19 protein-coding genes are annotated in these 23,285 nt (G+C 52.0%); 10 read left to right on the plus strand and 9 right to left on the minus strand.

Going from position 1 to position 23,285, the window contains the following annotated elements:
• Positions 1 to 61 precede the first annotated feature (61 nt).
• From MHH82_RS06400 to MHH82_RS06415, 4 genes are all read left to right on the plus strand, one after another.
• Positions 62 to 388, plus strand: a complete 327-nt coding sequence (locus tag MHH82_RS06400) for an antibiotic biosynthesis monooxygenase family protein (RefSeq protein WP_340964443.1) — start codon at positions 62 to 64, stop codon at positions 386 to 388.
• 37 nt (positions 389 to 425) lie between these two features.
• A complete protein-coding gene (locus MHH82_RS06405) occupies positions 426 to 1,421 on the plus strand; it encodes a Gfo/Idh/MocA family protein (protein WP_340964445.1) in 996 nt (331 codons plus the stop codon).
• A 333-nt stretch (positions 1,422 to 1,754) separates the two neighbouring features.
• On the plus strand, positions 1,755 to 4,694 hold the full coding sequence (locus tag MHH82_RS06410; protein ID WP_340964448.1) for a family 10 glycosylhydrolase: 2,940 nt from the start codon (positions 1,755 to 1,757) through the stop codon (positions 4,692 to 4,694).
• A 206-nt stretch (positions 4,695 to 4,900) separates the two neighbouring features.
• Complete coding sequence (locus MHH82_RS06415; protein WP_251499504.1) at positions 4,901 to 5,539, plus strand: TVP38/TMEM64 family protein; 639 nt, start codon at positions 4,901 to 4,903, stop codon at positions 5,537 to 5,539.
• On the opposite strand, the gene MHH82_RS06420 is transcribed toward MHH82_RS06415, so the two are convergent.
• Together MHH82_RS06420 and MHH82_RS06425 are read right to left on the minus strand one after the other, a co-directional pair.
• A complete protein-coding gene (locus MHH82_RS06420; protein WP_251499500.1) occupies positions 5,534 to 7,213 on the minus strand; it encodes a PH domain-containing protein in 1,680 nt (559 codons plus the stop codon). The two genes, MHH82_RS06415 and MHH82_RS06420, sit on opposite strands and share 6 nt — an antisense overlap.
• Positions 7,206 to 7,688 carry a PH domain-containing protein gene (locus tag MHH82_RS06425; RefSeq protein ID WP_012819396.1) on the minus strand — a complete coding sequence of 161 codons (483 nt, stop codon included), beginning with the start codon at positions 7,686 to 7,688 and terminating at the stop codon, positions 7,206 to 7,208. Before MHH82_RS06425 ends, MHH82_RS06420 begins: the two co-directional genes overlap by 8 nt.
• 238 nt (positions 7,689 to 7,926) lie before the next feature.
• On the opposite strand from MHH82_RS06425, the gene MHH82_RS06430 reads away from it, so the two are divergent.
• Together MHH82_RS06430 and MHH82_RS06435 are read left to right on the plus strand one after the other, a co-directional pair.
• Entirely contained in the window at positions 7,927 to 8,877 is a 951-nt protein-coding gene (locus tag MHH82_RS06430) for a helix-turn-helix transcriptional regulator (RefSeq protein ID WP_251499496.1), read from the plus strand.
• A gap of 56 nt (positions 8,878 to 8,933) precedes the next feature.
• Complete coding sequence (locus MHH82_RS06435; protein ID WP_340964456.1) at positions 8,934 to 9,443, plus strand: GyrI-like domain-containing protein; 510 nt, start codon at positions 8,934 to 8,936, stop codon at positions 9,441 to 9,443.
• Between the two features lie 96 nt (positions 9,444 to 9,539).
• On the opposite strand, the gene MHH82_RS06440 is transcribed toward MHH82_RS06435, so the two are convergent.
• The 5 genes from MHH82_RS06440 to MHH82_RS06460 form a co-directional block, all read right to left on the minus strand.
• On the minus strand, positions 9,540 to 10,079 hold the full coding sequence (locus tag MHH82_RS06440) for a GNAT family N-acetyltransferase (RefSeq protein ID WP_036662357.1): 540 nt from the start codon (positions 10,077 to 10,079) through the stop codon (positions 9,540 to 9,542).
• 141 nt (positions 10,080 to 10,220) lie between these two features.
• Positions 10,221 to 11,045, minus strand: coding sequence for a carbohydrate ABC transporter permease (locus MHH82_RS06445; RefSeq protein ID WP_251499483.1), 825 nt, complete (start codon positions 11,043 to 11,045; stop codon positions 10,221 to 10,223).
• 1 nt (position 11,046) lies between these two features.
• A complete protein-coding gene (locus tag MHH82_RS06450) occupies positions 11,047 to 11,997 on the minus strand; it encodes a carbohydrate ABC transporter permease (protein ID WP_012819401.1) in 951 nt (316 codons plus the stop codon).
• Between the two features lie 86 nt (positions 11,998 to 12,083).
• Positions 12,084 to 13,391 (minus strand): ABC transporter substrate-binding protein, encoded by a 1,308-nt coding sequence (locus MHH82_RS06455; protein ID WP_340964460.1) that lies wholly within the window; start codon positions 13,389 to 13,391, stop codon positions 12,084 to 12,086.
• 204 nt (positions 13,392 to 13,595) lie between these two features.
• Complete coding sequence (locus MHH82_RS06460; protein WP_340964462.1) at positions 13,596 to 14,528, minus strand: AraC family transcriptional regulator; 933 nt, start codon at positions 14,526 to 14,528, stop codon at positions 13,596 to 13,598.
• Between the two features lie 180 nt (positions 14,529 to 14,708).
• Between MHH82_RS06460 and MHH82_RS06465 the strand changes: the two genes are divergently transcribed.
• Positions 14,709 to 15,902, plus strand: a complete 1,194-nt coding sequence (locus MHH82_RS06465) for an acyltransferase family protein (protein WP_340969836.1) — start codon at positions 14,709 to 14,711, stop codon at positions 15,900 to 15,902.
• A 133-nt stretch (positions 15,903 to 16,035) separates the two neighbouring features.
• Here the strand turns inward: MHH82_RS06465 and MHH82_RS06470 are convergent, their stop codons facing one another.
• Complete coding sequence (locus tag MHH82_RS06470) at positions 16,036 to 18,303, minus strand: helix-turn-helix domain-containing protein (protein WP_340964465.1); 2,268 nt, start codon at positions 18,301 to 18,303, stop codon at positions 16,036 to 16,038.
• Between the two features lie 363 nt (positions 18,304 to 18,666).
• Here MHH82_RS06470 and MHH82_RS06475 point away from each other — a divergent pair, with 363 nt between their 5' ends.
• The 3 genes from MHH82_RS06475 to MHH82_RS06485 are packed head-to-tail and all read left to right on the plus strand — an operon-like array spanning position 18,667 to position 22,108.
• Positions 18,667 to 19,557, plus strand: a complete 891-nt coding sequence (locus MHH82_RS06475; RefSeq protein ID WP_254778116.1) for an ABC transporter permease — start codon at positions 18,667 to 18,669, stop codon at positions 19,555 to 19,557.
• A 16-nt stretch (positions 19,558 to 19,573) separates the two neighbouring features.
• Entirely contained in the window at positions 19,574 to 20,455 is an 882-nt protein-coding gene (locus tag MHH82_RS06480) for a carbohydrate ABC transporter permease (RefSeq protein ID WP_009595368.1), read from the plus strand.
• Between the two features lie 33 nt (positions 20,456 to 20,488).
• Entirely contained in the window at positions 20,489 to 22,108 is a 1,620-nt protein-coding gene (locus MHH82_RS06485) for an extracellular solute-binding protein (protein ID WP_036662366.1), read from the plus strand.
• Between the two features lie 189 nt (positions 22,109 to 22,297).
• Here the strand turns inward: MHH82_RS06485 and MHH82_RS06490 are convergent, their stop codons facing one another.
• The gene (locus MHH82_RS06490; RefSeq protein WP_340964471.1) at positions 22,298 to 23,284 is read right to left on the minus strand and encodes an aldose 1-epimerase; all 987 of its coding nucleotides are present in this window, start codon (positions 23,282 to 23,284) and stop codon (positions 22,298 to 22,300) included.
• Position 23,285: the final 1 nt, after the last annotated feature.

Below are 23,285 nucleotides of genomic sequence, written 5' to 3' on the forward strand. Positions count from 1 at the left end.
GGTCAATGAACGAACGTAAGCCGAAGTTACACCTATTGAGTAACCGGAAAGGGGGAAGAGGATGACGGAATACGCGTATACGCCGAAGCCGCCTTATTATGCTTGCATTTTTGTGTCCAAACGAACGGAGGGCGACCGGGGTTACGGAGCGATGTCCGATAAAATGGCGGAGCTCGCTGCGCAGCAGCCCGGCTATCTGGGGGTGGAATCCGCTCGGGACGAGGGTCTCGGGATCACGGTTTCGTATTGGGACTCCCTGGAGTCCATACGTTTATGGAAGGAGAACGCGGCTCATCAGGTAGCCCAGGAACGGGGCAAGAACGAGTGGTATGAAAGCTTTGGCTTGCGAATTTGCAAGGTGGAGCGGGACAGCTTCTATAAGCTATAGGCAAGGCCAGATCATGGAGAGGAAGAGGAGGAGTTTTATGGTGCAGAATCCGGGCAAGGTCAAATGGGGAATTATGGGGACGGGATGGATTGCGGAGCAGTTTGCAGCCGATTTGGCATATGTGGACAACGCTCAGTTTCTGGCGGTCGGTTCCCGTACGGCCAGCAGTGCAGGCGAGTTTGCGTCGAAATACGATATACCACGGGCGTATGGCAGTTACGAGGAGCTCGTGTCGGATCCTGATGTCGACGTTGTGTACATAGCGACTCCGCATCCGATGCACAGGGACCATGCGCTGATGTGTCTCCAAGCAGGCAAATCCGTTCTGTGCGAAAAGCCCTTTACGATCAATGGGGATGAGCTGGAGGAGTTAGTCGCAGCAGCACGGGAGCATAAGCTGTTCCTGATGGAGGCCATGTGGACGCGTTTCCTTTCGCCGATCCGGCAGGTGCGCGAATGGCTAAAGGACGGTCTTATCGGCGACGTCCGGCTGGTGAAGGCCGATTTCGGTTTCCGGAGCGGCTGGAATCCGCAGGGCCGTTTGCTGAATTTGGAGCTCGGCGGGGGCGCGCTGCTGGATGCGGGCATTTATCCGGTGTCGTTTGCGGCCATGATCTTTGGAGCCGAGCCCGAGAAGATTTGGAGCACCACGCATATCGGCGAGACGGGCGTAGATGAGCAGTTCTCCGTTATTCTATCCTATGAATCAGGCAAGACGGCATCGTTAAACGGGGCGATCCGGCTGGGATTGACGAATGAAGCTTATATTTATGGCACCAACGGGCATATCCACATTCCGTCCTTCTTGAACGCGACATCCGCTGCGCTTCATGTCGATGGCGAGGAACCGGTGGTTGTGACGGATGACCGACAAGAGAAGGGGTATAGCTTCGAGGCTTACGAAGTGGGACGTTGCCTGCTGGAAGGGCGGCTCGAGAGCGATGTGATGCCGCTGGACGAATCGCTTGCGATTATGAGGCTGCTGGATCAGATCCGGGGGCAGTGGGGATTGAAGTATCCTTCAGAAGGTTAAGCCGTGACGCTTATGATCGGGCTTCTTGAGTATACGAAATAAAAGAATGGTTTGAAGTAGCCAATACGGGCTTTGCCTCGTATTGGCTTTTTTTGGTCATTGTACGTCATGCGGACTAAAATTCCTGCCGGAGATTTAAAATTATATTTTACAAAAACTATTGAAATTTGAAATAAAATTTCAATATGATAGTGATAGAGATGAATACAGGTACAGCAGCATGACGTCATCTACTTCAGTCGCATGATCGGAGGTGAGCGGCAGCCGATTTCGCTGGAAATCGGGCTTCGGTTCGGATAGCAAGCACTCATACTATAGGGAGTGAATTGATGAATGATAACCAAAAGGCGTGTCTATCGAAACAGTAAGTCCATTCTGTCCATGACGTTGGCATTCGCCGTGATGCTCAGCTCGGCCGTGTCTGTTTGGGGCAATTCCGTTGAAACGAACGCAAGCGCAGGACAGCCGGAAGCAGCGGTTCTGGAGGATTTCGAATCGGTAACGAATTTATTTGCGTCTTCCGCAAGAGGGAAGGCCGAGCTGGATTTGGCGGGGAGACCGGAGCCGATCTATTACGGACATCATGCTGCAGCCTTAAGCTATGATTTTGTGGGCAGCGAATCCGGCACCTCGGCGGCTTATCTCAATTTCAGAGACCCGGATGGATCAACAGGCAGGAGCGTTCCCGGATCACCGAAGGCTCTCGGCTTGTGGGTTTACGGCGACGGCGGTAACCACTGGCTCCGTGCACAGCTTCAGGATTCTTCCGGCGGCAAGCATACCGTTGATTTTACAGCCACCTCCGGTCTTAACTGGAAGGGCTGGAAATACGTCAAATTAAACATTCCTTCTACCATTCAGGCTCCTCTCAAAGTGAATCAAATCTACGTAGCCGAATTAAAAGACACGAATAAAAACAAGGGTACCATATACTTCGACAGGCTGTCCGCCTTCTATACGGCTTCTCCGGTTTATGGGCTCGACATCGGCGGACTGACGCCTATGGGCGTCGGTGAAACGGTCAAACCGCAAGTTTATGCAACCTATGAAGGACAGTCGGAACCAACGTTACTGACATCCGGCGTGAAACTGACCAGCAGCGACGAATCCGTTGCCACCGTGACAGGCGCTACATACGACACCATTGAAGCATTGGCACCGGGAACGGTGACCATCACGGCCGAGTACGGCGATGCGCCAAAAGCCCAGCTGGAGCTGCATGTGGCGGCAGATGCCCCGGCTCCCCATGAATTGCTGTTGTCCGGGCCGCTTCATATGGAGACTAGCGTTACCGACAACATGAGAACCAGCGTGGTTTACTCCGTCTACGGAAACCAGACGGATCCGGTGTGGATGACCGAAGGCATTAGCTATACAAGCGATCAGCCTGGCGTTGTATCGGTCGATCAAGCGGGTCGACTGACCGCGGTTTCCGAAGGGATGGCTGCCATTACGGCGTCGTACCGGGGAGCATCCGCCCATCATACCATTACCGTGACGGATCCGGTTCCTGTTTTGCAAAGCATTAAACTTCAGGGGCTTACGTCCGTGACGGTTGGAGATTCTTTTGAAACGGTGGTATCGGCTACGTACTCGTGGATGGAGGAGCCGGTAACGATCGAAGATGGCGTTACGTTTACAAGCAGTAATCCGGACGTCGCTTCTGTTAATGACAAAGGGGTTGTGAGCGGTTTGAAGGTTGGTTCCGCAAGAATAACAGCCACATTCCAAGGAAAGACCGGTTTACTCTACATCACGGTTAATGAAGCTTCCGGGCATCCGAAAACCGAGATGCGGGCGGCGTGGATCGCCACCGTCGATAATATAGACTGGCCGGCTAAAGGGGTTACCGATCCGGAGCAGCAGAAGCTGCAATTCATTCAGCTGCTCGATCAACTGGAGGATGCCGGAATGAACGCGGTTATTATGCAGATCAAACCGACGGCGGATGCTTTTTACCCGTCCCAATACGGGCCTTGGTCCGAGTGGCTGACAGGTGAACAAGGCAAGGATCCGGGTTACGATCCGCTGGCATTCCTGCTCGAGGAAGTGCATAAGCGAAACATGGAGTTCCACGCCTGGTTCAATCCGTATCGCATCAGCCTGCAGGGAGACATCAACAAGCTGGTAGCGGATCACCCGGCCAGACAGCATCCCGAATGGGTCGAGGAATACGGCGGCAAGCTGTATTTCAATCCAGGGGTGCCGGAGGCGCAGCAGTTCATCATTGACGGCATCATGGAGGTCGTTCGGAATTATGATATCGACGCCGTGCATTTTGACGATTATTTCTACCCGTATCCCGTAACGGGCGTGGATTTCCCGGATACGGATACGTTTAATCAGTACAAGGGCTCCTTTACGAACAAGAGCGATTGGAGAAGAAATAACGTCAATACCTTCATTCAAAACGTGAAGGAAGCCATCAAGGCGGAGAAGAGCTACGTGAAATTCGGCATCAGCCCGTTTGGTATTTGGAAAAACAAATCCAGCGATCCGTCCGGCTCCGAAACGACGGGACTCGAGAGTTATCATGCGATTTACGCGGATTCGAAGAAATGGGTCGAAGAAGAGTGGATCGACTATATCACGCCGCAGATTTATTGGAACATCGGGTACTCCGCAGCGGCTTACGATAAGCTGATCGATTGGTGGAGCGGGATCGTGTCCGGCAAGAACGTTCATCTGTACAGCGGACAGGCCGTATATAGAATCGGGTCGAATGCCGACTGGTCCAATCCCGACGAAATGCCGAACCAGATCCAATACAATCGAAACTTCGAGGAAGTTCGGGGCAGCATGTATTTCAGCTCCAAATGGTTTAAGGACAACGCGCTTGGATTTACGGACAGACTGAAAAACGATTTGTACCGATACCCGGCGCTCATCCCGGCCATGCCTTGGATTGAATCGGAGGCACCGGCTGCGACCAAGAAGCCAAAGGCCGACCAAGTACAGGAAGGCGTGAAGCTCAGTTGGTCTTCGTCTGACGACGAGACGTATTACGCGGTTTATCGCTTTAACGGTCGGGAAACCGGCAGCGTTCAGGAACCGGCGAATTTAATAGGGACTTTCAGGAAAAACGCCGGAATGACGCAGTTCTTTGTTGATCGTACCGTTGTAAAGGGACAAACCTACACGTATGTGGTGACGGCTGTCGATCGTTTGCATAACGAGAGCGCCCCGAGCAAACCGGTCACGGTGAAAGTGAAACATAGCGGCAAGCCTGGAAAGCCCCCGGTAAATCCACCAGGGAAACCGAGCAAGCCGTGAGCTTACATGCGCCCGCAGAGTGTAACCCATATCGGTTCACGGCGGGTTTGCCTCTCTAGCAAGATGTCGCTTTAGAGAACGGACTGGCCTGTATCAAAAAAAAGGGACATCCTTAGGCATAATGCCTTAGGACGTCCCTTTTGCTGCTTGTTCCAATCGACTTGCTCCATGGTACAATAGAGGCATTATGTCTTGGAGTGTGGTGCATGGTCAAAAAATTAGGAATGGCACTTGTCTACGTTGCCGTGGGTGGTCTTATTTACTATAAAGGCGAGTTCATATTGGCATGGATTCGATCGACAGACAGCATCATGCTGATCATGCTCGTCGCTGTCGCCATGGCTCTGTTCCCGGTGATCCCTTATCCCGTTGTCGGCGGCGTAATCGGGGCGGCCCTGGGTCCGGTTATCGGCGGGATGGTTACTTGGGTCGGCTCCACAGCTGCTTCCATCCTGATGTTCATGTTCATCCGCTACGGTTATCAGGAATGGGGCAACCGGGCGCTTCACCGTTACAACAGCCTGGGAAAAGTGACCACGATGTTTGAACGGAACGCCTTTTTGACCATCCTGTTTACCCGGTTGATCCCGTTTATTCCTTCCATTGTCATCAATGTGTACGCAGCGCTCAGCAAGGTAACGTTCGTATCGTACAGCTTGGCGTCCGCATTGGGCAAAATTCCCGCCATGCTGCTGTTCTCGATGGTAGGAGACAATTTGATGTCCAATCCTTCCCATATCCTAATAACCATAGGCGTATATGGCGTATTTCTTGCCGTAACTCTTCTGATTTACCGCTTGTCGGGCTTTGGCCGTTCGGGAAGAACGGAGGCCAAACGCTTATAGGCGTTCGATCGATGAGGTGGGACCGCTTCGCTCCGGAGGTGCTAAGGTCTCGCCTTTTTTCTGTTGGAACCATGCCCGTACGGCCTCGATCTCTTGCTGTTCCATTCCGCTTAAACTCTTGTTGATTTCGCTGAATATCATCTTCACTTGAAGGGAGAGAAGCCCCTTTCTACGCTGCCTGCGGGTACCGCTGACCTCCATGGCAATGATCTGCGGCCGGCGTATGTACCTGGTGGACATTGCTATGAAGCGGCTGCGGATCGTAAGCTGTTTACCCGTGACGTTCAGTCCGGAATCCCGGTGCGACAGAAGCCCCCAGGCGAACGAGAGCGGAAGCAGCAAGAGCGATAATAAACCGAGACTGTCAAAATACCAAATGCATGCGGCGCTGACCGCTGCAGCAAAAGCCAGCTTCCAGCGGACGTACATCCATCTGGCGCGGGGCGGCGGCGAAGCCGAAATGGCCTGAGCGCTGAATTGAGGCGTAACCCGCTTCAGCAGTGCCGGGATATCCCCGGTCTTCAGCAGAGGATGCAGCATGAAATGTTTCTCGGACTCTGACGTAAGCACATGAACCTTCACTTCGGCGTAACCGAACCATCGCCGGAATACGCCTTCCTTTACGGTTACGGCCAGTACGCGTTCCGGGGAAAAGAGCAGTCTTTTTCTCTCCAGCAGACCGCAGCTGACCGAGATTTGTTTCCCGAAACGCTCGACGGTAAATCCGGCATATTTGATCGTGTAGAGCACGGCCGAGAGCAGCCAGGACACGATGAGCGCCAATGCCGCGATGCTGATCCAGCTGCCGGGCAGCAGCTTTCCTGCCGATTGAAACAGCGATTGGTACATCCGATCCGGCAGCAGGTCATCGGCAAAAGACACGATACCGCCCACAAAGGCTAAAGCCAATGACAGATTGGGCGAGGATAGAGCGGCAATGAGCAGACGGCCCGAGGATAGCTGGAGCAGCGTGCTGCGATCTTCCTCGGCCGGGATGGGACGGCTTGCCTTCTCTCTGCCGGCGGCGGTGGATTCGGAATCCATCAACAGAACGCTCTCGAAGTCCCGGTTATGATACGACGGGTGGTGAACGGATTCATAAGCCTCCGGGGTCCCCGGAGAAGGAACGGACGGTCTCTCCGTCTCTGAGGAAAGGCTCTGACCGGATCGGCCGGAGTTTTCCGCAGCTGGGTGAACGTCGCGATCCGCCTGCCTGGTTTGGGTTTGCTCGCGCAGCCAGCGCTGCAGCCGTTCGCCTTCGCTATTGGTGACGGCAGGAAGAATGCCGCCGCCGCCTTCCTTTTTGCCCGGCGTTTCGATCCGGACCTGGGTAAGCCCCAATAAACGCTGCAGCAAGGGCTGCTCCATATTCATGGAATGGATGCGGCCCGTATAAATGGACAATTCCTCCCGGAACAGCACGCCGCGGCGGATGAGGATTTTGTCTTCTTCCAGCGTATAGACGAAGCGTTTCCACTTCAGATAACCGTACAGGAGCAGAAGGGAGACCAGGATGACGATGGCGGCGGACAGCCAATACCAAGGGATGTCGCGCAGCGATTTTCCGTTAAGGAATTTGATGGATACCAGGGCTGCGATCGGAATGAGCGATTTTACGCTGTCTGCGAGCGGAAACAGGATGAACAGCCGGTGCAGCCTTGTCGGTTCATTCATCGTGATCCACCACTTTGGCCAGCTCGCCGATCTGTTTCTTTAGTTCCTCCGCTTCTTCCAGCTTGAGCGCTTGAATGACATGGGTCGTTGCAGCCGTGACCACCTTGACCTTGGCTAACCCGTATTTGCGAAGGAGCGGCCCCCGTTCCAGCTCGACATGCTGGACCCGCGTCATGGGAACGAGGGTGTCGCTGAGCCAGATCCAGCCGGAGCGAAGCTCCAACTCTTCCTCGCTGACTTTAAAGCCGAATTGTTTGTAAGTGAAAGAGGGCACGGCCCAAGTAAACCATGCTCCGAGAACCAAGAGTCCGATGGTGATCCACCCGGGAATGAGGGTCCATCCGAGTATAGCCGCGATGATCAGATAAGCTGCTGCAGCGAGCATAATAATTCCGTCCGTGATGAAGCCCGTTATGCGGGAGATCGTGACGGAGTCCGGGTGGCACTTGCGCATGGCGTCAAGCCGATGGTCCATATGTAGGTTCCTCCTTGATGTTAAAGATTCGATCATTCCTTACCTATATGTATGTCTACGTTGCTTGGGAAAACTGCGTTTCATTCCGCCCCTATTTGCTTGCCGTGCTTATCATTGTAGCATAACAGATTAACGACCATCTGAACCCGACCTAACGGTTGCATGAACACATCCCGATTCTGTTAAGCTTGAGTTAAGAAAGCTGATGAAATGATCGAGAACGAAAGGATGGCTGATCATGAAAATAGACCGGCTGTTAGCCATAACCGTCCTGCTTCTTAACCGTGGGAGACTGAGCGCCAAAGAGCTGGCGGATCGGTTCGAGGTATCCAACAAGACAATATACCGAGATATGGATACGCTGTGCCAAGCCGGCATTCCGATTGTGGCCCACCAGGGGATCACCGGCGGATTTGAGATCATGGAGCATTATATGATCGATAAGTACTGGCTGTCCGCCGAGGAGATGAGCACCTTGGTTACAGCCGTTAAGGGGCTGAGCAGCGCACTGGAGGATCCGCAGATGGGCATGCTGCTGGAGAAGATCAAAGCGCTGCTGCGCAGGGTAGAGCAGGGACTTGGCGATGAATATCGGAAGGAGCCCGTAGTCATGGACTTTCAGCCTTGGGGACAGCGTCAGGGACTGAAACCCGCCGTGGGCTTGCTCAAACAAGCCATTCATGACAAGCGCAGGGTGCAGATGGAATATATCGATGCGGAAGGCAGCGCGGAGCGAAGAACCATTGAACCGGCATCCTTGTTTCTGAAGGGCAATGTTTGGTATGTGCAGGCCTTTTGCCTGGAGCGGGAAGATTTTCGCCTCTTCCGGTTGTCGCGCATGCAGGATATCAAGATGCTGAGCGAAGCGTATGAGCCAAGACCATGGCCCGGCAGGGAACGTTTGGAATGGGACTCCTCCTGGTCGAATGCTCGGGAGCAGGAGACCGTGCTGTTATTCGAGGCTGCCGCGCGTCAGCGGGTGGCGGATATGTTTCCGCCGGAACAAGTGACCGTCAACCCGGACGGATCTTTGCGCGTTCATGTGTTATACAAGCTGGACGATTGGTTTTACGGCATGATTCTGAGCTTCGGGGATCAAGTGCTGGTTGAGCTTCCGGGCGAAGCAGCCGAGGAAGTGAAGCGAAGGGCGAAACGGATGCTGCTGCGTTACGATAACCCGGACAGATAGATGTCCACGTTACCTCTTTAGAATAGAGATATATTCATCTCAAGGAGGAAACAACTATGAGTCATAGTCAACAGCAGAATCAAAGTGAACGATGGATCGAAACTAGACCCGCCATGTCCATTCAGGGCGTCGGCGTCCGAACGACAAACGAAGCGGAGGCAGGACCGCAAGGCAAAATACCGCAGTTATGGGATCGGTATTTCCAAAGCGGCTTGCAGGCACGATTATCTGATAAGGATCAAGCCATCTATGCGTTGTACACGGATTACGAAAGCGACGCATCCGGGTCGTACACCTTAATAATCGGCAACAGGATAAATGAAGACGTGGCTGCCGAAACCTCCAGTGAACTTCAGCAAGCCTCCGTCCCTGCATCCAGGTACTTGGTATTCCGGACAAGACGTGGCCCCTTAATGGAGATCTTGCCTGAGGTATGGCATGAAATTTGGAGCTACTTCGACCAAGCGGCGGAAAAAAGAACCTATACGGGCGATTACGAACGCTATGACATGCAGCAGTTTGATCCTGCGAATACTGTGGTGGACGTATATATCGCAATTGAATAGCCGCGAAGCATCGGAAGACCGGTTCGGGTGCCTGGAGCTGATAAGACGATCCAACGGGAATATGATCCGATCCGGGCCAACCGATGGTTATCAACATCAAATAGAGGGTGTCTCAAAAGATCCTGGATCTTGCGAGATGCCCTTCTTGCTGTTTGAAGATGCCCCGCGCTTTTTGACCATCGTCATGAAGGAGGTGCCGCCCTTATCGAACGATGCAGCCTCCGAGAAGCCAAGCTTGGCATACAGGCGAATGGCTCGTTCGTTGAATCGGGCCACGGTCAGCCGAAACGATTCGCGTTGGTGAAGTTCTCCCATGGATGCCAGCACGCAGGAGAGGAACTTGTGTCCCAAGCCTTTTCCCGTCAGCTCCGGTTTCATGCCGAGTCCGATATCGAGCAGATCCTCATCGTATGCCCCTAACGGGATCGCCATCGGTATTTGGGCAGATGGGCCGGTGCAGCAAAAACCGATCAATTGCTCCTCAGCGCCCAGAATGGCGTAATACGAGCATTCCAGAAGCTCTTTTCGAAACTCCTCATCCTGTCCGCTGTCGTAGAAGTCATAGGGAGGCTCATAGTTCCATGACATGATTTGATCGGCAAACGCCTCCGTCATGGCTGTGATGTGATAAGGCATTGTTCTCATCCTTTTTGTCTATTGAATGTTTCTTCATAGTTGTTTATTTCTGCCCGATCAGCACAAAAACCTCCTCTTTCTTATCACAGCAGGCCAGATTGGCCTAACCGTCATGGAAGAGAAGGTTTTTCATCCAACCCTTTATTTAAACCCGGTCAACGCCGATCCCGACTTCATGAAATACTTCTGTCCGAAGAAATAGATCAGGATCATGGGAATCGCCATGATGGTGGATGCCGCCATCAGTTTCTCCCACTGCGCCCCGTGGTCCTGCTGAAAGCTTTGCAGGCCGACGGTGATGGTCCATTTGGCCGAATCGTTCAGATAGATGAGCGGTCCCATGAAATCCACGTACGACCATACAAAAGAGAATAAAGCAACGGTCGCCAGTGCCGGCTTCAGAATCGGCATGATGATCTTGACATATATCCGGAGCTCCGAAGCCCCGTCGATCTTTGCTGCCTCGGACAATTCGGTCGGCACGCCAAGCAGAAACTGCCGAAGCAAAAAGATGAAGAACGGCGCCCCGAAGAATGCGCCGATGGTAAGCGGCATGATCGTATTGACCCAGCCGAGCTTGGTGAAGATGATGTACTGCGGAATCATCTGCACTTGAGCCGGCAGAATCATGGTTGCCACGACGATGGTAAAGATGATGTTCCTGCCCCTCCAGGGGATGCGGGAAATCGAGTAGGCTACCAGCGGTGCAGACAATAGCTGGCCGATGATATTCACCATACAAATCAGAAACGTGTTCATCATGTAGCGGGTAAACGGAATGGCAGAAAGCGCCTCTTTATAATTGGACCACTGGAACGTCTCGGGGAAAATGCTCGGCGGGAACTCGAGTATCTCCTCCGGCGTTTTCAGCGAGGTCATCACCAGCCATACAAATGGAAACAGGAAGATCACAGCGAATAGAAGAAGGACCGCATGCGGCAAGATAACCCGCAACCTGACAGCCATGTTACTCACCTCCGTAATAGACCCAGCGGCCCGACGTTTTTAACAGGATGAACGTAATCAGCAGCACGATGATGAACAGAATCCAGGCGAGCGCCGAGGCATAACCCATCTTCAGAAAGACAAAGGCTTCTTGGTACAAATTGACCGCATAGAACAGCAGCGATTGCTCCGGCCCGCCCAATGAGCCGCTTCCATCCACCTTGCCGCCAGCCAAAATATACGATTCCGTAAAGATTTGAAAGGCGCCGATCAACCCCATGATGAGCTGAAAAAGAATGATGGGGGACAGGGCAGGGACCGTGATCTTCCAGAAGCGGTACCACCAGTTCGCTCCGTCCACCTGAGCCGCTTCATAATATTGCCTTGGCACGCCCTGGAGGGCGGCCAGGAAGATTAAAGCGCCGGCACCCGAGCCCCACAGGCTCATCAGGATAAGGGACGGCTTCGTATAACGGGGATCCAGCAGCCACGCCGGGTCTGTTAAACCCAGGGTGCGAAGTGCCATGTTAACCAAACCGAAGTCGGGGTTCAGCATCCATGTCCACAATAGAGCGCTTGCAACGATCGGTATGACGGACGGAAGGTAGAAGATGGTGCGGTAATAATTGATCCCCTTCACTTTGAAGTTGAGCATCACGGCAATCAATAGTGAGACGGCCAGCGTGATCGGCACGGATATGAACGCCATGAAAAAAGTGTTACCGAGCGACTTATAGAAGCGGTCATCCGCGAGGATTTGCTCGTAATTCTGTAGCCCGACCCACTGGGGAGGGCTGAATAAATCGTATTCGGTCAGACTCAGATAGAGCGAACCGAAGAACGGATAGACGGTAAAAGCCAGAAACCCGATGATCCAAGGAGAGGCGAACGCCAGGCCAAGATACACATAATGACGCTCCTTCCTGGACCAGCCTGATACGGGCTTTCGTTGATTTGCTGTGGAGACTCTCATCTTCGCGATTCTCCTTCCGCTTTAAGTATTTAGTAACGCAGCCCTGCCCAAACCAACGCTGCATTGGACAGAGCCTGCTTGGTTCGTCATTTCACCAGCGGCTGAATCTTGGCCTTCACCTTCTCCAAGCCTTCCTCCATGCTGACGGTGCCTCGGAGAATAGCGTCATATTGCGCGCTGAACTCCGTCATGTACTCGTTCGCGTAGGAAGAAGCCGGGAAGGACTTCAGGTTTTCGCTCCCCGAATAGTCGAGGAATTCCTTAAACCCTGGCACATCCTCGTAGAGCGGGTTGGAGAAGGCCGAATTTCGCGTCGGGAGATTCCCGAGGGCAGCCGTAAACTCGGCCATTTGCTCCGGCTCGGTCATCCATTTGATGAATTTCCAGGAAGCGTCCGGGTTTTTGACGCCTTTCGGAATATAGAATACGCTGGTGGTTACATTTCCGGAGTTTTTAAGTTCCGGGTTGCTCTCATCATAAGGAATGGGAGCTATGCCGTAGTTCAGATCAGGCGAGTATTGCTTGATGAAGGTGGGCAGCCATTCTCCGTCAATCGTCATCGCATATTTGCCCGAGAAGAACGGATTCTGTGCCGACATGTATTGGCCGAGCCCGGAGGAGAATCGGTCCAGATTATCGGAACCGTATTGATCCCAGATCTCCTTCGAGAGCTTGATGGCCGATTGGATCCCTGGATGATCCGGCGTCACCTGCTGCGTTGCTTCATCATAAAACGATCCGTTAAAGGCATAACTGAACGTATACGCATCCATGCCCGGCCACAATCCAAGCCGCTGGAGGCGGCCGTCATCCTGAGCGACGCTCAGCTTCTTGATATACTCTTTCAAATCGCTTATCGTTTCCGGCGGACCGTCATAACCGGCTTCCTGCAAAATATCCTTGTTGTAGAACAGCATGGACACGTGCATGGCCGTCGGGATTGCATACGTCTTGCCTTCATGCTGGGAAGTGCTTAGGGCAGCCGGCACGAAGTCCTTAAGATCGACGCCGTCCTTCGCTATATAATCATCCAGCGGCATCATGGCGCCACGGAGTCCCCACGGCACGACATTTTGTCCGAATTGGGATGCGATGTCCGGAGGATTGCCCCCGGTGATCGCGGTAAGCTGTTTCTGGTAATCGCTTTGGGATAAGCCCTTCACTTGAATGTCGGGATTGGCGCTGTTCCACTTGGCAATCAACGCTTCCAACGCCTCCGCTTCGGGTCCGGTCCATCCGTACCAGAAGTCGAGCGTTACGGCATCCTGGGCAGGCGGATTATCGGATGGCTTGTCACCAGCATCACTGCCCGCTTGGGGCGCATTACCGCCCGAGCATCCTGTTACGATAGAGAACAATAGAATAAGGCTCCAGATCCAAGATTTCTTCTTCATTCCTCTTCCTCCCCTTGAGCAATCGTGTACAATCGTGCAACGTCATTCATCAAAGTTCTATCAATTCCCTCCCCAACACAGTTGACTAAACAACCGGCCCTGATCCAGTTATTTGTAAGAATTATGGATATCGTAGCATGTAAAAAAATCATTTCATTTCACTATCGTGTTCAAAAATAGGATTATCGTATGGCATTGAATATTCTATTTCATCGCTTGTTTACGAAAGTCGGTGGGAGAGATGCCCGTATACTTTTTGAAGATTCTGCAGAAATAGGAGAGTTCGTTAAATCCGGTGGAATAGCACACATCCGTTACGGATAATTCCGGCTGCTTCAGCATCATCATGGCCTGCAGAATCCGCAGGTCGGTGAGATAACGGTTGAATGTTTTGCCTGTCCATTCTTTGAAGAGGATGCAGAACGTGGACCTTGATAAATTCGATAGGCTGCATAGATCATTCAAATTCATATCTTCCTGGTAGTGGTTATGGATGTGATCAACGACCCTTGTCATGATTTCCCGGTATTTCTCCGATTTCTCGAATCCTTCACGCAGCAGCTCGCCGTTAACCTGCCGTGCCAGAATCGAGAGAAGCACAAGCAGCTTGGCTTTGAGCGAGATTTGAAAAAAAGGGGTGCGTCTCTCGTATTCGATCAGCATATCCTTCAGGACATTTCGGACCGTTACGTCGGTAACGCTGTCCAGCGTGATTTGGGATTGGGCATTCGTTTCCTTGCGCAGAAAGTATTCCAGAAAGGCCACATCGAAAAAGGCATGGTCTGTCGGCTGTTCCTGAAATCTCTCGTTCACGAAGGAGGGCATGAATTCGCATCCGTAAATTTCGATGTCCTCTTCGGGTGAAATGCTTACGCTGTGCAGGGTAAATGGAGGAATAACAAAAATATCGCCTTTGCGTATCTCGTATACCTGTTGTTGGACGGTGTGCAGGAAAGCGCCTTTTGCCACGTACCATATCTGAAAATAATCATGGCAATGCGTCCATAGGCTCTGCTGATAGGTCAATTTATACATTTTGCATGGAAGACCTTCCAACATCTCCATCTTTGAGTTAAAATAAACGACACCTGATCCCGTTAGTTCTTCAATATCGACCTGACTCCAATAAATACTCAAATTTTTCCCCTCCCCTATGATTTTCCTTAGTTTAAGAAAACGCTTTCATTTTAAGTGGCAGCCATTTTCTTAAACATGATTATCCCTAAAACATCCGGATCGTGTACAGAATTCCTCTTCCTCCCTAAGAAATATAGGTTACATTATCAGCCTATTTCATAGGGGAACGTGGGGTTGTTTATGAAAATCGTATATTTGGACGGCTTGAGAGGGTTTGCTGCCTTGATCGTGGTGGTATCTCATTTTTTTCAAGTGTTTGCACCGTCGGTTTTTGAGGGGAGGAAGGAGATCGAGCATTTCGCTTTCGAGGGGATCGCCGCGCGAACGCCGTTCAATCTGCTGTTTAACGGCAACTTCTCCGTCTGTCTGTTTTTTGTGCTCAGCGGATATGTGCTCAGCTATCGTTTTTTTGGAACCGGGGACAGGTTCATCGTTTATTCTTCCGCGATCCGCCGCTATTTCCGTCTGGCCGTGCCGGCCTTGGCATCCGTTTTCCTTGCTTATCTGATCCTCGTATTGGATCTCGGAGCTTACGACAATATACGCGGGATGACGTTATCTTCGATGCCCGATCCGTTTGCCGCGGACGCCAATCTGCTGGTTATGCTGAAGGAAAGCTTGTTCCATACCTTTTTCACCTATGGCTCACAGTACAATCCCGTGCTGTGGACGATGACGTACGAGCTGTTCGGTTCGTTCATGATCTTTGTTTTTCTGATTGTTTGCGGCCGCCATCGGATTCGTTATGCCGTGTATGCAATCCTCATCTGTTTATTCATCGATTCCTACTATTTGGGATTCGTCCTGGGCATGCTGTTAAGCGATGTAAAGAACAACGGGAGGGAGCGGCCGGCACTTATCCATCGGTCCTGGATCCAGCTTCTGCTGCTCTGCGCCGGTATTTACTTAGGCTCCTATCCTTACATTGCACCGCAAGGAACGGTATATTCGGTCCTCCAATGGGGGGCTCCCAATTTCGATTTTTTTGTGTTTTATCATGTAATCGGATCATTCCTGATCCTAACGGTGCTGCTGCATTCGAGCCGAATGCAGTCGATATTCAGCCATCGTTTTTTTGCTTATTTGGGTAAAATCTCGTTCTCGCTGTACCTCGTGCACTTTACGGTGATTTGCTCGTTCGGAAGCTATGTCTTTCTGCAACTCAGCCCGTTTCTGGGCTATGGTCTCCGCGTGCTGCTTACCACGATTCTCACGTTTGCGGTTATCGCCGCGGTGGCCCATTGGTTTTACCGGCTCGTGGATGCCCGGATTCTGCTCTGGTTATCCAGGTGGAACAAAGCGTTATTCGCGTCTGGGAAGCTGAGAGGACGCAAGGGCCAAATACAGAAAGAACAGACCATAAAGGCCGACTAGATACAGATTCGGTTACCTCCATCTTGTGAGCGAACAATGAAACGCAAAAAAACCTTCTCTTCCGGGTTACCGGCCGGGCTTACGCCCGGTCCATGCCGAGAAAGAGAAGGTTTTCTTTTTGTCAACGTATCCTTTAGGATCCGCTCGCATGGGTCTGCACCACATGCTGCCTGCGATAGGCGCCCGGCGTCATGCCGACGGCCTTCTTGAACGTCCGGTTGAAGGAGGTGATGTTGAGATAGCCGACGCGCTGGCTGATCTCATTGACGGTCAGGTCGGTGCACGCCAGCAGCTCCTTCGCTTTGTTCATGCGGATGCCGAGGAGGTGATCGCTGAAGTTGAGACCGGTCTTCTCCTTGATATAAACGGAGAGGTAGGCGCTCGACAGGTTCAGCTTGGCTGACAGATAGTCCAGGGACAGATCATCGGCATACTGGTTATGGACAATGTTCATGAACATGGCGATGAGCGGCTCTTCCCCGGCATCTTTTTTCTTGCGGATGAGGGCACAGGAGGCTTCGACGAGCTGACGGAATACCCCTTGGTAATCAGATAAACAATGGCATTCCGCCAATCTTGCGCTCCACTGCTTCAAGGATTGGACGGAGGTTTTGTCAATCTGGGCCATCTCCATATAACTTAGAATTTTGGAAGCCACGGAATCGGCGAAGAAACGGAATTGCGCGATGCCGGCCTCCTTGCGCTGCATGGCTTCAAGCGCTTGGTCGATGATCTGCAGGGAGCGGCCATGGCTGCCGGATTGCAGCGCGTCGAGCAGTCCTTTTTCCTGCGGCGGGCTCAGGTTGACGGTGGTAGGGAGTACCCGCTGCATGGTCACGATCTGCGATTCCTCGAGCAGCGGAGCCTGGGCAGTCAATCCTTTGACCTGATGGTAGGCTTGATTGAATTCGGACGAATCGCTTACCTGGGAGCTGACCGCAATCGTGACCAGGAACAATTCCTTCTCCTCGTTCAGCATTTCCTTGATCTCCAGCAGCAATTCCTCCAGGCGGGCCGCTTCCTCCCGTTTGAAGATGGAGACGATCTCGTTCTTCTCGATCTGGAACGTATGGGAGCCCGGATAGCGTTCGGCCGTGATCAGATGAATATGCTCCAGCATATGGCGGACGGCCTGATCGGTTTGGAGGGGAAGCTCATAGACCGGATTCATCCGGAACCGGATATGGTACAGAACCACGATGAAGCTTCCGTCATCCGACAGGAAATCCTCCCATTCGCTGATATCGGTATTGATGCTCTTCAGCTGACTGATATAGGAGTAACTGGTCAGCACGGACTTGTGTTTGTTCATGCGGTCCCGAATCTCCTCCTTCTCCCGGAACAGCTCCTGAATGCGGTTCTGGATCAGGTCGTATTCCGTGACGCTGCCGGGTTCCGGCATCGCCGAGCTGCTGGCTCTGTTCAGCACGGTCGTCAGGATCTGCTTCACCGGCTTATGCAGCCGCCGGCTGAAGAAATAGGATGCAGCAAGGGCTACCCCGAGCGATAGGCAGAAAATAAGCAGCAAACCGCCGGTTAACCGGCTCAGCTGGGAAGAGACATGGCTGTAAGGCACGGCCGAGACATAGGTCAATCCGTCGGATCCGGCTTCCGTAAAATAGTAGGTTCCATCCTTCAGCACGGCTTTTTGACCGGCTTCGAACGGCGGCAGCTGATCCTGGTCCATGGAGCCCAGCGTATACAGCACCTGGCCTTCGGCATTCAGAATGGCAAGCGCGCGATCGTTCGACTCGCCGAAGAAGGACTGGGCGGCCTTATCGATATCGATGAGGGCAATGACCTCATATGGACTGTCCGGCTGCTTGTAAACAAAAGGCATCAGCGTTTTCTCGGACAAATCGTTGTTGATTCGATAGGTTGACGCAGGGAGGAGCTTGAAGGATTCCGGATCGCCCGTATAATCGCTCCAGAACGAATAAGGGTACATCGGACTCGTATAGGAACGATTGAACATATAGGCAGCATCGCCGCTGCCGGATTTGCTGAGCACAAAATCAAACTCGCGAAGATAAATCAGGGTGTCCTCCAGATAGAACAGCGGGTTATAGATATCGCTCCGCATCTGCATCATCACATCCCGGGCCTTCAAGTAATTGACTTCGTTTCCGGTCTGGTGGCGAAGCTGATTATTGAAGCCGATTAATTCGGACTGGTTATATATATCGAACATTAATACCTGCAGCCTGCTGAATTGGTTGTTGAACCGTTCTGCCGTATCGTGAACCGACCGTTGGCTGTTATCGATGATTTCTTTTTGCAGGCTGGTCTTGAAGAGCTGGAAGATCACCGCATAGAACAATCCGAATAACACGATGATGGCCAGAAAGCTCAGAAAAATTTTAAAGAATACACTGTGGCTTTTATGCCGGATCCAATTCACAGTCTTCCCCCCTTTGTATTTTTCTGACGTTCCAGGTTTCATAACATTATATAGGACAAGTATTAAGGAATGTGCCCGAATCGTGTTAATCTTTCGTAAAAATGGGATAGTCAATATTTTAGATTTTAAGCATTGCTTTAGGAAAACGTCGCTTCCGCCCTTCCATCCAATGAAAGGCAAGACATCATTAAAATGGTCAATATCCCTCATGCGTTCGGGTCGTTTATGATGCAGACGTGGACCTTGGGACACAAAGGAGACGCATAGACGAAAGAGAGGGGATTGCCGATTTTGCAACGTCAGCTAAGCAACGTGGAAGCGCATTCAAAAATTCAAAGGAAAAGTGTCTGGCGAAGAACCATGATGCAGATGCGCAGAAACTGGCAGCTATACGCTTTATTTGCACCGGTTCTGTTGTACTTCATTGTATTTCATTATGTACCCATGTATGGCGTCCAGATTGCATTCAAGGATTTTATGGCCAACAAAGGGATCATGGATAGCCCATGGGTGGGCTTCAAGCATTTTGAACGCTTTTTTGACAGCTTTTATTTTTGGCGCATTATTAAAAATACGATGGGTATCGGGTTATATGAGCTGGCGGTCGGATTTCCGATTCCGATCATTCTGGCCCTAATGATTAATGAAGCCAGATCGGGCCGGTTCCGCCGATTCGTACAAACGGTAACTTATGCACCTCATTTCTTGTCCACGGTCGTTGTTGTCGGAATGATCATGATGTTCCTGTCGCCGGTAAGCGGCCTCGTCAATTTGATTATCACCTCCTTCGGCGGAGAGCCGATTGCATTCATGACGGAGCCCTCCTGGTTCAAGAGCATCTATGTGTGGTCCGGCGTGTGGCAAGGCATGGGCTGGAGCTCCATCATCTATTTGGCGGCACTCGCCGGGATCGACCCGCAGCTGCATGAGGCGGCCAAGGTGGATGGCGCGGGCTGGCTCCGGCGAATCTGGCATATCAATCTGCCGGGGATCGCGCCCACGATGACGATACTGCTCATTCTGAACATCGGCTCTGTTCTTGGCGTCGGCTTCGAGAAGATCTTCCTGATGCAAAATTCGCTTAATATGGAAGCGTCCGACGTCATCGCCACGAACGTATACCGGAGCGGTATACTGGGTGCCCAGTACAGCTTCTCGGCTGCGGTCGGCCTGTTTAACTCCATCGTCAATTTTATCATGCTGATTACCGTAAACCGGATTGCCCGAAAAGTCAGCGAGAACAGCCTATGGTAAGGAGGAATGATGGCATATGCCGCAAAGCCGCAGTGAACGAATAGCCGGAGTATTTATTTACATTATACTATCATTTATTACGCTCCTTGTGCTCTATCCTTTATTTTTTGTTCTGATTGCTTCCATTAGCGCCCCGGAAACGGTGATGCGGGGGGAAGTATGGTTATGGCCGAAGGAATTGTCGTTTGTCGGTTACGAGCGGTTATTCGCCAATTCGGATCTCATGCGGGGATTCATGAACACGCTGCTGTATACGACGACGGGAACAGCCTTGAATGTATTAATGACGATCGCAGCTGCTTATCCGTTATCCAGAGCCGATTTTAACGGACGCGGTATTTTTACGGCGATTATCGTATTCACCATGTTCTTCAGCGGGGGAATGATCCCGAATTACTTGCTGGTGAAGGAACTGGGGATGCTGGATACGATTTGGGCCATTATTATCCCTTCGGCGGTATCCGTATGGAACATCATTATTATGCGGACCTTCTTCCAGAGCTCCATTCCGAAGGAGATGCAGGAGGCGGCGTTTATTGATGGAGCTTCCAACATGCGGGTGCTATGGCGCATCGTCCTGCCGTTATCCGGTCCGATTCTGGCCGTGATGGTGCTGTTCTATGCCGTGGGCCACTGGAATTCGTATTTCAGCGCGCTGATCTACTTGTCAGACCGTGCGAATTATCCGATGCAGCTGTTCCTGCGCGAAATTCTGGTTCAGGGGCAAATGCAGGAGATGGTGGATATCAGCGACGATTCACTGGCACGCAGCCTGATGGATGCGGAAGCGATCAAATATGCGGCGGTCATCGTGACGAATCTGCCGATGCTGCTGCTGTATCCGTTCCTGCAAAAGTATTTTGTGAAGGGTGTTATGATTGGTGCAATTAAAGGTTGATTACGGACAATCGATGAGGGGGAAATGAAATTTATGGTGATGAAAAAATGGACTTCGCTTACTTTGGCTGCCATTCTGGCCGCCGGATTGCTGGCTGGTTGTGGAAGCAAGAGCGGGGAAGGCGCAGCCGATAAGGGCGAAACGCCGCAGGCTAATTTTAACGAGACCGGAATGCCGATTGTGAACGAGCCTCTCGACCTTACGTTTTTCACAGGGAAGTCGCCAACGAACGGAAGCAAATTCGAGGAAACCCTTGTATGGAAAACCTACCAAGAAATGTCGAATGTAAATGTGACCTGGAACCTCATTCCATTCGATACGCTGACCGAGAAGCGGAACCTGGCGCTTGCAGGCGGGGATTATCCGGACGTATTCTATTCCGCAAGGGTCAGCTCCGCCGAATTGACCCGCTATGGAGAGCAAGGAGTATTTATACCGCTGAACGATCTGATCGATCAATATGCTCCGAATTTCAAAAAGCTGATGGAGCAGTACCCGGATATTCGGAAAGGATTGACGATGCCGGACGGCAACATCTATTCCCTGCCTTCTTTCTATGATCCTGAACTGCTCTCCATGTTGATCGGCACCCCGATATGGATTAATCAGGAATGGCTCGATCAGCTCGGGATGAAAGAACCGCAGACGACCGAAGAATTCTATGCCTATTTGAAGGCGGTCAAGGAAACCGATCTGAACGGTAACGGACAGCATGACGAGATTCCATTCTCTTCCACAGGCATTACCGGGATCATCGATCATTTGAAAGGCTCTTGGGGACTTGGCACGAGCGGACTTGGCCATAAATTGGTGGATGTCGATCCGGACACTGGGAAATTGCGCTTTACCAAGGCCTTGCCGGAGTACAAGGAAATGCTTCAATTCGTCAACAAGCTGCACCAGGAAGGGCTGCTCGATAAAGAGATCTTCACGATTGAAGGCGGCGCTTTAAATGCGAAAGGGCAGGAGGGCCTGCTCGGTGCCACGATCGTGCCGAATCCGGAGATGGTCATGGGACGCAAAGAATACATCGGGCTCGGGGCGCTTAAGGGACCGCACGGTGACCAGCTCTATTCCCACGTCAAAGTGCCGATGGTTCACGTGGGTGCATTTGCGATTACCGATAAGAACCCGAATCCGGAAGCAACGATCCGCTGGATGGATTATTTCTATGGGGACGAGGGAGCGCAATTCTATTTCATGGGTAAAGAAGGCGAGACTTACACGAAGAATGCGGACGGTCAGCTGGAATATGTAAAAGAGATTACGGAGAATCCTAACGGATTAACGCAGGATCAGGCATTGGCCAAGAATTTCACTTGGCTCGGGGGCAGCTATCCGGGCTTTGTGCGGGAGAAATGGTTCAAAGCTTCGGAGACGCGTCCTAACGCAATGGCCGCTGCCGAAAAAGCAGAGCCGTATGCGGTGAAGGAGATCCTGTACAACTTTAACTTTACATTAGAGGAAACGGACGTCATGACCTCGATCGGTAAAGATATCGAGGATTACGTGAAGGAAATGGAAGCCAAATTCGTGAACGGCTCGGCCTCGTTCAGCCAATGGGAAGAGTATGTGAACACGCTGAACAAGATGGGATTGGACCGCTACATGGAAGTTTATCAGGCCGCATATGAGCGCTATCAAGCGGAGTAAACGAAAAATATGTAAATCCAGGGCGCGATTCGGGGAGTTTCCCGAATCGCGTTTAATTATTCAATTAGTGAAATATGCCAAAAGGGGTGATAAGGTATTAGCAAGCGTATAACAAACTGGGAAAGCGGCCCGCTCAAGGAAACATCCTTGGTAGCGGACCGCTTTTGTCATGGTTGAAGTCGATGAGAATCAGAGTTCTTCCACATGGATGGTACAGAACAGCAGGGCGGTCCTCCCGGGCCCCAGCACCTGCATGCCGGTGATTTCCGGATCCATCCCCAGGTTGAAGGCATTGGTAGCGCAAGTATAAGGCTCGGGACATAGATAACCGCTCGCCCCATCGCCATTGTGCAGCACCCAATGCTTGAAGGCGTCATCCGCGCGGTATGTAACCTGGAGGCCAGCCGCCGGATCGGTTAATACGGCTTCGTTACGGTCTTCCGGCATGGCAAGGAACAGATCATCGAGCGGAAACTGGCTGACGGAAATGCCGTCCCGCAAGCTTCTGCTGCGAAAGTCATGCGCGAGCTCCCCGGTCGGCAGCACCCGGTCGTTAAGAACCCATCGTTTCCCGACAGGCGCCCGCAGCGTGCAGCGCTCTTGACCTTCCGCATTTCCGAAAGGAAAGCGGAAGGTGGTATGATACCCCAGTCCCCATGGAAAAGAGTGTTTGCTTTTGTTGCGGATTTCCGCCGTCTGCCTGAACGAAGCGCCGTCAATGCTCATGCGCAGAAGGATCGTGAACTCATGCGGAAATTGCGACATGACCGTTGGACGGCCTCTTGAGGAGAACACGGTTTCGATCACGGCCCGATTCCCCTTGGTCCAGCAGCGTCCGACTTCCCATGCTTCGTCATGAACAAGTCCGTGCGCATGATTGTGATGCTGCGGCTCATTGATGCGGAATTGATAGGGGCGGCCTTCAAAGGTAAAGCTGCCGTTCTCGATCCGGTTGGGCGGAAATAAGACAGGCATGCCGTATAAGAAGGGTGTCCGCTCATATTCCGTCATGGAAGGCGGCGTGCGCAGCAATTCGGTGTCCGATGGTTTCCAGCGCAGCGAGATGACTCTGCTCCCCCATCCCGGAACCACCGTCATGGGTAAGCGATCATTTTCGGCCCTCACTGCAGGCATGTCAAGAAAAGTGCATGATTCAACCGCTGGGCATGCCTCCATG

This window comes from Bacillus sp. FSL K6-6540, from assembly GCF_038007545.1.